Source organism: Paenibacillus sp. 2RAB27, from assembly GCF_052115445.1.
Lineage (GTDB): Bacteria > Bacillota > Bacilli > Paenibacillales > NBRC-103111 > Paenibacillus_E.
The window spans coordinates 1-12,328 of the sequence record NZ_JBFRGR010000054.1; the positions used below are offsets into that span (position 1 = coordinate 1).

The 12,328-nt window shown below is 42.2% G+C and carries 15 protein-coding genes and 2 pseudogenes; 2 read left to right on the forward strand and 15 right to left on the reverse strand.

Features of this window, described 5'->3' with window-relative positions; translation table 11 throughout:
• The 12 genes and pseudogenes from AB4114_RS33550 to AB4114_RS33605 form a co-directional block, all read right to left on the reverse strand.
• A pseudogene (locus AB4114_RS33550) lies at positions 1-232 on the reverse strand (GNAT family N-acetyltransferase); the annotation flags it as partial.
• 428 nt (positions 233-660) lie between these two features.
• Positions 661-1,293: a L,D-transpeptidase gene (locus AB4114_RS33555; RefSeq protein WP_441992306.1), complete on the reverse strand. Its 633-nt coding sequence runs from the start codon at positions 1,291-1,293 to the stop codon at positions 661-663.
• A gap of 62 nt (positions 1,294-1,355) precedes the next feature.
• Positions 1,356-2,087, reverse strand: a complete 732-nt coding sequence (locus AB4114_RS33560; RefSeq protein ID WP_441992307.1) for a class I SAM-dependent methyltransferase — start codon at positions 2,085-2,087, stop codon at positions 1,356-1,358.
• Positions 2,088-2,169: 82 nt separating this feature from the next.
• On the reverse strand, positions 2,170-2,634 hold the full coding sequence (locus AB4114_RS33565) for a Fur family transcriptional regulator (RefSeq protein ID WP_441992308.1): 465 nt from the start codon (positions 2,632-2,634) through the stop codon (positions 2,170-2,172).
• Positions 2,635-2,671: 37 nt separating this feature from the next.
• The gene (locus tag AB4114_RS33570; RefSeq protein WP_441992309.1) at positions 2,672-3,505 is read right to left on the reverse strand and encodes an AAA family ATPase; all 834 of its coding nucleotides are present in this window, start codon (positions 3,503-3,505) and stop codon (positions 2,672-2,674) included.
• Between the two features lie 12 nt (positions 3,506-3,517).
• Complete coding sequence (locus AB4114_RS33575; protein WP_441992340.1) at positions 3,518-4,003, reverse strand: hypothetical protein; 486 nt, start codon at positions 4,001-4,003, stop codon at positions 3,518-3,520.
• An 85-nt stretch (positions 4,004-4,088) separates the two neighbouring features.
• On the reverse strand, positions 4,089-4,238 hold the full coding sequence (gene rpmG, locus AB4114_RS33580; RefSeq protein ID WP_171636579.1) for a 50S ribosomal protein L33: 150 nt from the start codon (positions 4,236-4,238) through the stop codon (positions 4,089-4,091).
• Between the two features lie 36 nt (positions 4,239-4,274).
• Positions 4,275-5,495: a GTP-binding protein gene (locus AB4114_RS33585; RefSeq protein WP_441992310.1), complete on the reverse strand. Its 1,221-nt coding sequence runs from the start codon at positions 5,493-5,495 to the stop codon at positions 4,275-4,277.
• Between the two features lie 78 nt (positions 5,496-5,573).
• Complete coding sequence (locus AB4114_RS33590) at positions 5,574-6,512, reverse strand: metal ABC transporter substrate-binding protein (protein ID WP_441992311.1); 939 nt, start codon at positions 6,510-6,512, stop codon at positions 5,574-5,576.
• A gap of 40 nt (positions 6,513-6,552) precedes the next feature.
• Complete coding sequence (locus AB4114_RS33595) at positions 6,553-7,440, reverse strand: metal ABC transporter permease (RefSeq protein ID WP_441992312.1); 888 nt, start codon at positions 7,438-7,440, stop codon at positions 6,553-6,555.
• Complete coding sequence (locus tag AB4114_RS33600; protein WP_441992313.1) at positions 7,386-8,093, reverse strand: metal ABC transporter ATP-binding protein; 708 nt, start codon at positions 8,091-8,093, stop codon at positions 7,386-7,388. The genes AB4114_RS33595 and AB4114_RS33600 overlap by 55 nt, the downstream gene beginning before the upstream one ends.
• A 250-nt stretch (positions 8,094-8,343) precedes the next feature.
• The gene (locus tag AB4114_RS33605) at positions 8,344-8,778 is read right to left on the reverse strand and encodes a Fur family transcriptional regulator (RefSeq protein ID WP_441992314.1); all 435 of its coding nucleotides are present in this window, start codon (positions 8,776-8,778) and stop codon (positions 8,344-8,346) included.
• A 197-nt stretch (positions 8,779-8,975) separates the two neighbouring features.
• Here AB4114_RS33605 and AB4114_RS33610 point away from each other — a divergent pair, with 197 nt between their 5' ends.
• Entirely contained in the window at positions 8,976-9,224 is a 249-nt protein-coding gene (locus AB4114_RS33610; RefSeq protein WP_441992315.1) for a type B 50S ribosomal protein L31, read from the forward strand.
• A gap of 23 nt (positions 9,225-9,247) precedes the next feature.
• Complete coding sequence (locus AB4114_RS33615) at positions 9,248-10,246, forward strand: CobW family GTP-binding protein (protein ID WP_441992316.1); 999 nt, start codon at positions 9,248-9,250, stop codon at positions 10,244-10,246.
• Between the two features lie 115 nt (positions 10,247-10,361).
• On the opposite strand, the gene AB4114_RS33620 is transcribed toward AB4114_RS33615, so the two are convergent.
• From AB4114_RS33620 to AB4114_RS33630, 3 genes and pseudogenes are all read right to left on the reverse strand, one after another.
• Positions 10,362-11,408, reverse strand: a complete 1,047-nt coding sequence (locus tag AB4114_RS33620) for a CobW family GTP-binding protein (protein ID WP_441992317.1) — start codon at positions 11,406-11,408, stop codon at positions 10,362-10,364.
• An 87-nt stretch (positions 11,409-11,495) separates the two neighbouring features.
• Positions 11,496-11,789 (reverse strand): (2Fe-2S) ferredoxin domain-containing protein, encoded by a 294-nt coding sequence (locus tag AB4114_RS33625; protein ID WP_441992318.1) that lies wholly within the window; start codon positions 11,787-11,789, stop codon positions 11,496-11,498.
• A 253-nt stretch (positions 11,790-12,042) separates the two neighbouring features.
• Positions 12,043-12,324 (reverse strand): annotated as a pseudogene (locus AB4114_RS33630) (6-carboxytetrahydropterin synthase); the annotation flags it as partial.
• Positions 12,325-12,328: the final 4 nt, after the last annotated feature.

Here is a 12,328-nt window from a genome sequence, read left to right on the forward strand (position 1 = left end):
CAGGTAAKACTGCTATATCCTGAATGTAAAAATAGATTCTCCCGTCACCAATTACTCTGCCCATTCCCACTACTTCACCTTGGTATTGGACAATTACACCAAACAGCGATTGGTTTAAAGATTCTTCTGCAACTTCGAAATTCATATAATCTTCCCAACCAACCGCACAACAAACCTTTATATATTCTGATATCGTTGGAACTCTTTTTAGAATTAAAAGATTATTTTCCATAATAACCCTCCTTTCGATGGAAAAAGAACACATTTGAGTATTCGACGAATTCATTGAAGAAACCTGCCCTTTACTTCAACGAGGCTGCCGATTGATGCCGGCAGCCTCTTCCTGATTTCTTATTGAACAAATGTTATCCGTTGGTTGGGCGGTTTAACGGTTAAAGAAACTTTTAGCTAACTACATCGCAGGATACCGTAAATTTCATACCTATCGTCTGCATTACATTTCCTTCAATCTCAATAAAGCCTTCTTCGCCTCTATATTTGGGCAATACAAATAACTCCTGCACCGAATAGTCCACATCTTCTGCAACATAAGGAGGGGAAGTAACCAGGATAAACCCGACGATTTTTTCATTAATTAAATAAGCTTGTCTTATCTTATTTTGCTGAATTATATCATCACAGTTTTCAAATTTAGGATACTTAATTACGAACGACTACCTTCGTTTTAACTGGTATGTGATCATAAAGCCATTTAGCATCTGAGATTGTTAGACGGAAACAACCATGGGAAGCCTTTTGACCAAGTTTTTTTGCTTCTTCTTCAATTACATTCCCGTTCTTATCCATGGCGACTGTATGGAACAAAAACTCTCCGTGGTTCTTCCACGAGACATAGTATTTCGCGCCTTCATGTTCGGAATTGTTATAAAACCATTCGCCTCTTTCTGACTGGACATAGAACGTACCCTTAGGTGTTGAATTGTCTGGGGACGTATCTAGCCCTGAAGAAGTCACCATGGTGTATAATGTACGTTCACCATCTTTGATGTAAACTCGTTGCTTGTCAATAGAGACATCGATCCATATAGCTTCCTCCTTCGAGACCTTTGGGTATTCTCCTCCAGAAGGTTGTGTCCAATCTACTACTGGCTGAGAATCTCGGGAAGGTAAATCAGCTATGTTTTGAGACGACAACGGTTCCTCAGGAGCGGTTACCGCTGCATTTGGTATTGTATTCAATTGTGTCACTACTACCGCTTTAGCGGACTGGCAACCACTCAAAACTATACTAACAATAATCAGAATTCTAAAAAGCGAAAACAAACGAAACATAAGTATCCCTTCCTTTTATAGATGAATCACGCATATAATCTTGTAAGGAGTGAAATGAAATATCACTCTTTGTGCCCTATGAAGATCATGCGTGGAGATAGATTATCATCATTGACTTGGCCTTCATAACTACCATAAACTTTATCAACAACTAGATTAGCGCGATTCATCATTTCCAACATCATAAGTTTGTCGTAGAGTTTAATCTGCTCTATGTAGTTACGATCAGATGCTCCTGTCTGAGAAATCTTAATTCGCTTTCGAACGTAACCGCCTTCTATACTCCGTTCTTCCTTTATAACCAGTCCCTCTTCTTCTCGTTCCGAAGCAGCAACCAAATGTGTTGTCACGTAACCTGGGTTTAAATAATCTATAATGTATTGACCCCCTGGCTTTAGTAGTCTGTAGACTTCATGAAGAACTTTTTGATTTTCATTATCAGACTCAAAATATCCAAAAGATGTAAATAAATTCACAATAGCATCAAATGATTGTTCCCGCGGTACTGCTCGCATGTCACTAAGCAGCCACTCAACTTTACCGTCCCTGTCATTGTTCTTAGCTTCTGACAATAAAACTTGAGACAAGTCAACTCCCGTTACGAGGTAACCAAACTCGGTTAATGCCATCGAATGACGACCCATCCCACAGCATAAATCAAGAATGGTAGCTTCCTTTGGTAATTGTAGCCATTCAACCATTTCTTTTACCTCGTTGTAAGCTCCTTGATGATCCCTATGCTTATAAACCATTAAATAATCTTGACCAAAGCTATCTTTATACCAATCTTTCATAATGTCACCTCACTCATTTCCTTTAAGTGATTATATGTAATAATTACGATTAAAACGCAATAAAACTTAGGAATCGGATCCTTCAGTCCGACAAGGAAGCACAGTCGCTCTTATGATTTAAACTGCACGCTGTACAATAACCATACACATCAAGTTTGTAACTAATTGGTTTGAAGCTATCCGTCACCGTGGGGAGATCGAAGCGCTCCGTCTTCGCATCAATGGGAATCGTCCGTTCGCAGTCAACACAGATCAAATGATACTTGGGATGCTCTGGATCCATCATGCGATAGCGAACCTCCTCCCCGAGAACGAAGGGTTCAATGATCATCAACTCAGTAAAAAGCTTAATATTCTGATATACGGTGCCATAGCTCAGTCCGAGGAATGTTTTCTCTAGCTTTTGATAGATATCAATCGCAGTCAGAGGTCGCGTGGACTCTTGAATTAAATGGATCATAGCTTTACGTTGCTCGGTTAACTTGGAGCCTTTCTTTGCCAGCTTTCGAAACGGCTCAACCAAATCCTTCCCACAAGGCTCAACCATTCAAATGCTCCCCCCTCCACTGACCTCTTGAAAAAATTCAATTCGATCCAACTGCCTGTCTTTCACTTGGCAAGCTTCTCGGATGATAAGCCTCATAACCATGAAGGATTATTTCGTAACTCCATTCACTATCTTCGATAATCATTCTACGCTTCGCTTTCAGTATAATTTGCTCAATATCGGCAAAGCTGCAGCCCTGCAATAGTTCCTTCGATTGCTCAATGAGCGCACTATTACCTGCCGAACCCCCAATTAATTTCGTTAGAAATAGTCCCAACTCGTCTTTGTTAGGCAAAGCATAATTCATGCGTGTGTCAAACCGGCGCCAAACTGCATTATCCAATTCCTCTTCCAGATTCGTCGCAGCTATAAATATACTGTTGCCTTGAAATTCATCGAGACATTGAAGGAGGGTATTCACGACCCTGGCCATCTCTTTCACTTCATCGATCGAATCCCTCGCTCTTGCAACAGCGTCAAATTCATCCAGAAACAGTACACATTGCGCTAGTTTGGCGAATTCGAATATTTTTCGAACGTTCGAACCGGTTTCACCTAGATGACTATGAATGATCGCATCTAATCGAACAACAATGAGTGGCAATTCCAGACGATGAGCTAGATAAAAGGCTGTTAGCGTTTTTCCAGTCCCAGGAGGGCCAAACATCACGATTTTATTCGGAATTGGTACATCCGCTTCCTCGAATTTCGCTTTCATATTCTGTATGGTTATGAACTCTTCCACGATCTGCTGATTATTTGCTTGCAGGACAATATGCTTTATCTTTTTCAAACATTCATCAGGTGTATAGACAGTTGCCGTCTCTATCCCCTTGGATTTAGGGAGACGTATGTTTTTCTTAATGGTCACCAATGCTGCTCCTCACTTCGTTGTTTGTATTGAACCAGCAAGATCTATGAATTCGAATGTTTCCGCACATTCCTGAAGCAGTCGACAGAAAGAACGGTTGTGTCCTATGTAAAAGGATGAAAGATCGTATCGATTCCTTCCTGGTTCAAAGGATACCAATACACGATGTTTCATGCGCTTCATTGTCAAATGAACGAATTGCTCTGCTTGCTCTGAGGCTATTAAAGTTAGATACGCATACAGGGAATGGTCTTCAGGCTCATCGAGAGGGCTAACACCCGCGCAAGAAAATTCAGTCACGATGCCCTTCTGCTGAAGGGATGTCAAGGCTGGAAACAATTGCAGATCCACAAGGATACTTCCAAACAATGTGGTCAACTTCACCTGCTTGCGCTCCTTATCTCGAGCTGCCCATAGCAGTAATTCCTCTCCGCGGCGATGCCACTGCGCTTTGGAGTGTTGGCTCATTATGATTTCTTTGTCCTCTTTGGCATTCATCCTCACCAGACGGCCAGACCTCCTTCGGATATATCCTTTTTAAACAGGAAGMCCGGACAAGCAGCCCGGACTTCCTATGTTCTCCTTATCGCGTTTCACGATGAAGCGTCACACGATTCAACCTTGGACAAAACTTTTTTAACTCAAGACGAGCTGGGTTGTTTCTTTTATTCTTGGTCGTTGTGTAGTTTCTATCACCTGTTTCAGTACATGCCAAAGTAATTACGACTCTCATTCCGTTCACCTCCTATCGGTAACCTCTCAATTGATGCTATTGCGGCAATGGACAGGCTTCTTCTAATTCCATCATCGAATTCGGCAAGGGATCTTCAAATTGATTCCAATCGCCTTGCAGTTCAGCATCCGTTAATAAGCAGGCATCTAGCGAGGCCACAATTTCAGCACGATCCATCTCTATCCCAATGAAGACAACTTTATTAATCCGATCTCCATAGGTGTCATCCCAGTGCTTAATTTGATCTGCATCTTCTTCAAGAACTGCCTCTCTTTCGCCATCTGGAAGCGCAGACACCCAATATCCTGCTGGGCCGAACTGAATGGAAGGACCTGCCTGGCTTAAATTCTGAGCATGGTCATTACGAGTCGCCAACCACATGATGCCTTTCGCCCGAACAATCTCAGCTGGCCAATCTTCCATCCAGCTCATCAAGCGTGAAGGCTCGAAAGGCCTTACTCGTTCATAGACAAAGGAGGAAATACCGTATTCTTCCGTTTCAGGGGTATGGTTTTCCTTCTCCATTTCTCTCATCCAACCTGCAGATGTACTAGCCTCATCGAAATTGAAGAGATGCGTATTCAGAATTTCTGCGGGAGCGACCATTCCCTGCACGGAACGAATGAATTTCGCTCTTGGCTGTAACGCGCGAAGTACACCCTCGAGCTCCTGCAGCTCCTCTTCTTCCAGCATATCGCATTTGTTCAAGATTAGGACATCACAGAACTCAATCTGATCGATGAGCAGATCTACAACTTCTCGCGTGTCATCTTCCCCAACGGCCTGACTGCGTTCAAGCAATGTTTCTCCTGATGAATAATCGGTCCAGAAGCGATAAGCATCGACTACGGTCACCATCGTGTCCAGTCGGCAGAATTGGGTCAAATCTATMCCTTTTTCTTCATCCAAGTAACTAAAGGTCTGCGCAACGGGTAAAGGCTCACCAACGCCAGTTGATTCAATGAGAATATAGTCAAATTTCTCCTCTTTGGCTAGCCGTTCCACTTCATTCAGTAAATCCTCACGAAGGGTACAGCAGATACAGCCATTGGACATCTCCACTAGGCTTTCACTCGTCCGAGACAGTCCGTTGCCTTCTCTTATCAGATTGGCATCGATATTGACCTCACTTAAATCATTGACAATGACGGCTACCTTCAAGCCATCCCTATTATGCAGCACATGATTTAACAGTGTTGTTTTACCGGCTCCCAAGTAGCCGCTTAATACTGTGACAGGTATTCTACGATCTAACATCCGCATACTCCTTTTATTCGTAAATTTTACGTATATTATGCAAGCGATAAGCAACCACATGGTTTTCTTGGTTGCTTTTTATTCATTTAACGCTTTCTTCAATGCTTCCAGATTATTGCTCATAACTCCAATGTAGTCTAGATTTTTCTTCTTATCTTCATCCGTTAAACCCTCGATTGGATTAAGGACATCCGTTTTGGCGTTGATTTCTTTGGCTATTGTTTGAGCCACTTTCGGATCCACCAACGTCTCAAAAAAGATCGTCTTTACCTGATTATCCTTGGCAAATTTGATGATGTCCGCCATCTTACCCGGAGCTGGTTCTTCTTCAGGCGAGAGTCCTGCGATTGGCACTTGTGTGAGGCCATACTCTTTAGCTAAATAACCGAAAGCGGCATGCTGCGTTACGAAATCTTTCTGTTTGACACCTTTGAGAGCGGTTCGGTACGATTCATCCAAGGATTTAAGCTTTCCGATAAACACATCAGCATTTTTACGATAGTCATCTTTATGTGCAGGATCTGCTTGTGCTAAACCATTAAAGATAGTTTCAACCTCTTTCTGCGCTAGAACCGGATCGAGCCAAACATGAGGGTCCAAGATTTTACCGCCATCAGCCTCTTTATGACCTTCTTCCTCTTCCTCCGGCAGGCCTTCCATTAAATCAATGCCTTTACTTGCTTCAACGACGACTCGCTTCGTATTCGCGGCACTCTTCAATGCTTGTTCTGCCCAGCCTTCAACAATACCGTTGTAAACAAAAACACCGGCTTCCTTCACTTTTTTCATATCTTTCGCACTTGGCTCCCAATCATGCGGCTCAGCGCCTGCAGGGATTAAAGCAATGACATTCGCATGGTCACCAGCTACCTGCTTAGTGAATTCGTACATTGGGTAAAAGGTTGTTACAACATTTAGCTTTCCATCACTAGAAACCGTCTTAGAAGCACATCCTGTTAAAAGTACAGTTGATAATGCAGTGAATGCGAGTGATTTGGCTACCCATGTTTTTTTCATTTTCATGATTCCCCCAATTTAATTTAAAATGATAAGTTAGTTAGATCGATTCGTTAGTCATTTGATGTATGCTGCGAAATGCGCTTTCTTCTGTTTGAAGCTTCTTTTTGTTACTTGCTTTACTGAGCTTCACTAAAACTTTTTTGACACTTAATCCAGCAATTAGAACGATTAGCAACAGAATGGCAATTGTTCCTCCTGGAGGAGTACTGAATTCATAAGATGCGGTTAGCCCGGAGAAAACCCCCAGTAAACCAATACCCATTGCAATAAAAAGTGACGAGGTGAAGCTAGGTGCTATGCGTATGGCCAGTGCCGCAGGAAGCACAATAAGTGCCGAAACAAGAAGCACACCAACGATAGGCATAGCGGCGGATACAATCATGCCGGTTAAGACACTAAAACCAAGCGAAATCCATTTCACAGGGAGTCCATTTGTCTTTGCTGTATCTTCATCAAATGTAATCTGATAAAGTGGACGACGAAACAGAATAAAAAAAACGCCTCCAATCAAAGCAACGGCAAGCATAAGCAGGAGCTCAGTTTCATTCACGGCAACGACAGAACCGAATAAATAAGCAGAAAATCCTTTATTAATACTTTGATTAAGACTCATAATAATTACAGCAGAAGACAAACCTCCAACCATAATAATGGCTACCGAGATTTCGCTATAAGACTTATAGGACCGCCTTACATATTCAACAGCAATAGCACCCAAAGTGGCTACAATAAACCCGGCTAATGTTGGATTTATGTGCAAGTAGGCGCCACCTGCTACGCCTGCCAAGGAGACATGAGAAAGCATATCTGCCATAAGCGCTTGCCTTCGAAGCATGAGATACACACCGAGAACAGAGGCAATAACAGCAATTAACCCACCGGCACAAAATGCCCGCTGCATGAAGTCGTAGTGCAACATTTCCATCCTCCATCCTCCATCCTCTCCAACTCAATAATCCGATCGAGATAAGGTGCAGCTTCAGCAAGTCCGTGTGTCACCAAGACGACTGTTCTCCCATGAGCCTTCACTTGATGGTGCATGAGCTGGTAGAAACCGAAGCGACTTTCCTGATCCATTCCTGACGTTGGTTCATCGAGCACAAGCATATCGGGCTCCTGTGCAAGAGCTCTGGCAATGCATATCCGCTGCTTCTGCCCCCCAGAGAGCTCCCCAATTTTACGTTTGCGTAAATCCCACATACCCACCTGCCTCAACGCATTCTCCGTCAGTACATCATCTTCCTTGCGAAGCTTTCGAAACCAAGATCCGTTGGCATATCTGCCAGAACGTACAAACTCCAATATGGTACTCGGGAATCCACTGTTGAAAGCTGAAATTTGCTGCGAAACATAACCTACTTGCAACCTCTTGCCCTCTTCATTCGAAGGAGAAAGGAAGACATTCCCTTTCCATGGTTGAAGTAAACCCAACATGAGTTTAAGCAGCGTAGATTTGGCTGCACCGTTTGGACCGGTCACAGCAACGAACTCTCCTAACTTGATCTCTATATTCGCATCTTGGATACATGGCATATCGTTATAGCCAAACTCGACTCCCGTTAAAGAAGACACTAGCATACATGCAATCCCTCCCTGATTATATATGTAAATATTACGAATAATCATCAAAAAAAATTACAAACTTTGTTTGAAAGACTTTCGTTATATGTAATAATTACGATAATTACTTGTTTATTCGTAATAATTACTTATTACAACAAGAAATATATCTTTTTTAAGAAGCTGTGTCAATAACCAATTTGTAGAGCAGCCTGCTCCATTCGTTAAATGAATGAAACAGGCTGCTCTCGACTACCCCATTTTATATTTATATGTTCAAACTTTGACAATCATCACAAATACCATAGATCTCAAATCGGTGGCTCGTAATTTTAAACTTACCAGGCAGTGGCATTGCTGCTTCCATGGGACAGTAATCAAACGTCAGCGTTTTCTCACAATGCGTACAAATTAAATGGTGATGATGGTGATGCAAGCAAGTGCTGCGAAATTTTAATCCCCCATCCATAAAATAGAACTGCTCTAGTGCCCCCATATCGCTTAACAAACGCAGGTTTCTATAAACCGTATCGAAGCTGACACTCGGATAGGAAATTGCCATTTGATCATAGACATACTTTGGAGTTAAATATCCATCGTACTTCGCAAAGATTTCTGCAAGCGTGCGTCTTTGCTCGGTTATTCGCCAACCATTTCTCATCATAATCCCGATCATTTCTTCCACTGTTGTTTTGTCAGCCATGTTCTTTTTCCMTTCTAAGTTGAGCATATATTTCTAATATTGATACTTAGGATTGAGTTAGTCAAGAAGTATAAACGTACGTTATAGAAGTAATTTTACTGATTTGACTTTTTGGATGTGTTTCAATTACTATGTAATAGTAATGTTTACGAATAAGGAATGGGGCCTTTCAAACTAACTAATCGAGGTGACTTTTCATGAAAAAAGGGATACATCCCGCTTATTATGATGTTATTTTTTTCGATGCAAGCTGTGGGTACAAATTTTTGGGAGGTTCGACACGCACGTCCAAAGAAACGATGCAGTGGGAAGATGGACAGACGTATCCTGTTATCCGCGTAGATGCAAGCTCAGCGTCACATCCTTTTTACACGGGCAAACAGAAAATTATGGATACCGGTGGTCGTGTTGATAAATTCAACAAAAAGCTTCAATTCAAACAATAATTTAATAACTAAGGAGTGATTCCATGTCCAAAGTATCTTTAGAAACAGATAACCGCGTTCCGGTTACTGTCTTAACCGGTTTTCTTGGCTCAGGCAAGACTACATTGCTAAATCATGTCATGACGGCAGAGCATGGCGAGAAAATTGCTGTTATTATCAATGAGTTTGGTGAAATAGGCATTGATAATCAACTGGTCGTGGGTGCAGACGAAGAAATATTTGAAATGAATAATGGGTGCATTTGCTGTACGGTTCGTGGTGATCTCATTCGCATATTGGACGAACTTATGGAAGCGAAGAATGGTTTGAACGGACGCAAGCAAGTTCATTTCGATCGTGTACTGATTGAAACTACTGGTTTGGCGGATCCTGCTCCTGTTGCACAAACCTTCTTTGTTGATGATCAAATTGCGAATAATTACAGACTGGATGCGATTGTTACCGTTGTGGATTCGAAACATGCGGAGCAGCAGCTTGACCGAGGACATGAAGCGCAAGAGCAAGTTGCTTTCTCTGATGTTCTTCTAGTGAACAAAATCGACCTCGTTACCGAAGAGGAACTTCTTAAGCTGGAGCAACGCTTACGGGCTATGAATCCTGCTGCCAAGCAGTATCGTACACAACAATCGAGTATTGATATCCGTCATATTCTCGGGCTTAACGCTTTTGAATTGGATAAGAAACTGGAACTCGACCCGGAATTCCTAGAAAGCCACGACCACGATGATGAAGTGAAATCACTCTTTTTCCGTGAAGAACGACCATTAGATCTAGATAAACTAGAGCAATTCCTCAAGGTTTGGTTACAAGAACACGGTACAGATACGCTCAGGTATAAAGGCGTTCTTCAAATTAAGGGTGTTGAAAAGCGCATTATTTTCCAAGGTGTACATATGCTATTCGCTTCTGCGCCCGATCGCAATTGGAAATCAAATGAAGTTCCGATGAGTGAGTTTGTTATTATCGGACGCAATCTGGACGAGAAATGGTTCAAGTCTGCATTTGCAGATTGCGTAGCTTAAAGAAACAGTTATATGGAAATAAAGGAGCCGATTGGCTCCTTTATTCATTCCTATAGCAAGAGGTCAGAATCTATGTTAACTTCATAGCTATCTCTGTAAATCTCCTCTTAAAGCATTAGTTAAGGCTTTGACCCATTTTATCCAGGGATGCTTGTATCTCAGCTTTAGAGAAATTCTCACCAATAAACACAGCTACGTTCTGAACAGTAGCCTTGGGATTTATTTTAATAAACTCGACTTCACGATACGCATATTGGAATAAATAGAGGTTCATTCCCATCACATCCTGGAAGTGCACGATGCCTTTCGCCCTATAAACCTGCTTGGGAAGCTTGCTTATCACTTCTTCAAATGCATCCATTTCGATGGGATGGTCGAAATAGTGTGTGTAGACCATGACATGATCATGGGTATGGTGATGGCCACTCTCGTTCTCCTCGTGGTCGTGTTGCTCACAAGCATGTTCAAGTTCAAGTTCATGTTTATGTTCGTGCTCACAGGAATGCCCCTCCTGATGGTTTCCCTCATTAATAAGGGCATGCTTGTCCACTGTGCGGTTTAAGCCATCAAGCACATGCATATCAATGTTACAGTACACCGTGCCATGGATTGGCGCATAGGGGTTCCAGCCGCGAATAATCCCTTCCAACCCGTTGAGCTCTCCAGACGTTATCTTGTCCGTTTTATTGATAATAAGCAGCGAGGCACAGCGGATTTGATCCTGCATAAGACGGTAGGTTTTGCCATTGTTGCCACGGCTTAAGGAGAGAAGGTGCGGCGCATCAACCACAGTAATGATGGACTTTAAATCTACTTGCAGAATCAGCGAAGCATCTGTTACGCCTTCAATAATCTCAATAGGATTAGCTACGCCGGTTGATTCTATAAAAATCACATCCGGTTGATGCTCCAAATAAAGACTTTGGAGCGTCATTCCCAAATCACCACGAATGGTGCAGCAAATGCAGCCACTGAGCATCTCTGCCATAGGTACTTCATCACCTACAATCAGTCCATCCAAATTGACGTCACCGATTTCATTCATGATTACAACAGGCTTTTTGCCTGATTCGGTGTAATAGTCTAATGCCTTCTTTAGTAATGTGGTTTTCCCACTGCCTAAGAAACCTGAAAAGATGTGAATTGGTACTGTAATATTCATATAGTTCGTTCCCCGCCGACATTTTCTTTAATAGTAATTTTTACGATATTTAATGATAGGTGGCGCAGCTATTCATTCTAATTCAAGCTATGCCTTCGAAGTGCCTTCGGCTGAGTTGCCAGAGGACATAAAGGTATCTTTGAACAAATAAACAACCTGCTCCTCCAGCAGATCGCCAGAAGCATGCTTACGTACGAGTTCTTTCGCTGTTTGAGGTGTGATATTTTTGTACCAAACACCTTCAGGATACGCAATCACTACACAAGCATCTACACATCTGCCATTACAGCGCGTACGTGTCGTATGAATCCAGTTGTCAGCTCCAAGCTTCGATATTTCTTCACGAATCGCTTGCGTTACTTCTTCCCCCTGGCTGTTCATACAGCTCCCTCCATTACATATAAGCAAATGACACCTAGTGTCCTGCAAATTCCATGTTGTCATAGGAAATCTGCTTCCTCCTTTCTTTTTTGACAGAACGCCTAGCACTACATATACTATTCGTAATATTTACGATTATAGCAATTGGCTATCACATTTACAAGGAGAATAACCATGCTATTTCTTTTGGCTCTCTTCCTCCKGTGACAGGTAATAAGCCATTTGCAGTGAGTAACTATTAGAAGCACGCATTCTATTCGGCTCGATATACGACATAGCTCGTCGGTGTTTCACGTAGGATCACTTGTAAACAACGTGGCTGATTCCACATAGGATCAAGAAATTGCTGAACGAGATGACAAATTGTTTCAGCCACAATTTCAGTTGTAGGAAATCTATGCTCAAAGTCAGCGTGTTCATTCAATAGTGTATGATCGTAGCGTTGGTGGATGACTTTCTTTAACAATTTGAAATCAACCAAAAACCCACTATCATCAAGGGTATCTCCTACAATTGTAAGATGAACCGTATACGTATCT

Excerpts from the sequence above, each read along its gene's own strand:
- AB4114_RS33560 (WP_441992307.1), bottom strand. The coding sequence starts at position 2,087 with ATGAAAGATTGGTATAAAGATAGCTTTGGTCAAGATTATTTAATGGTT.
- AB4114_RS33575 (WP_441992340.1), bottom strand. The coding sequence starts at position 4,003 with ATGAATGCCAAAGAGGACAAAGAAATCATAATGAGCCAACACTCCAAA.
- AB4114_RS33605 (WP_441992314.1), bottom strand. The coding sequence starts at position 8,778 with ATGGCTGACAAAACAACAGTGGAAGAAATGATCGGGATTATGATGAGA.
- AB4114_RS33595 (WP_441992312.1), bottom strand. The coding sequence starts at position 7,440 with ATGGAAATGTTGCACTACGACTTCATGCAGCGGGCATTTTGTGCCGGT.
- AB4114_RS33565 (WP_441992308.1), bottom strand. The coding sequence starts at position 2,634 with ATGGTTGAGCCTTGTGGGAAGGATTTGGTTGAGCCGTTTCGAAAGCTG.
- AB4114_RS33620 (WP_441992317.1), bottom strand. The coding sequence starts at position 11,408 with ATGAATATTACAGTACCAATTCACATCTTTTCAGGTTTCTTAGGCAGT.
- rpmG (WP_171636579.1), bottom strand. The coding sequence starts at position 4,238 with ATGAGAGTCGTAATTACTTTGGCATGTACTGAAACAGGTGATAGAAAC.
- AB4114_RS33600 (WP_441992313.1), bottom strand. The coding sequence starts at position 8,093 with ATGCTAGTGTCTTCTTTAACGGGAGTCGAGTTTGGCTATAACGATATG.
- AB4114_RS33610 (WP_441992315.1), top strand. The coding sequence starts at position 8,976 with ATGAAAAAAGGGATACATCCCGCTTATTATGATGTTATTTTTTTCGAT.
- AB4114_RS33625 (WP_441992318.1), bottom strand. The coding sequence starts at position 11,789 with ATGAACAGCCAGGGGGAAGAAGTAACGCAAGCGATTCGTGAAGAAATA.
- AB4114_RS33615 (WP_441992316.1), top strand. The coding sequence starts at position 9,248 with ATGTCCAAAGTATCTTTAGAAACAGATAACCGCGTTCCGGTTACTGTC.
- AB4114_RS33555 (WP_441992306.1), bottom strand. The coding sequence starts at position 1,293 with ATGTTTCGTTTGTTTTCGCTTTTTAGAATTCTGATTATTGTTAGTATA.
- AB4114_RS33590 (WP_441992311.1), bottom strand. The coding sequence starts at position 6,512 with ATGAAAAAAACATGGGTAGCCAAATCACTCGCATTCACTGCATTATCA.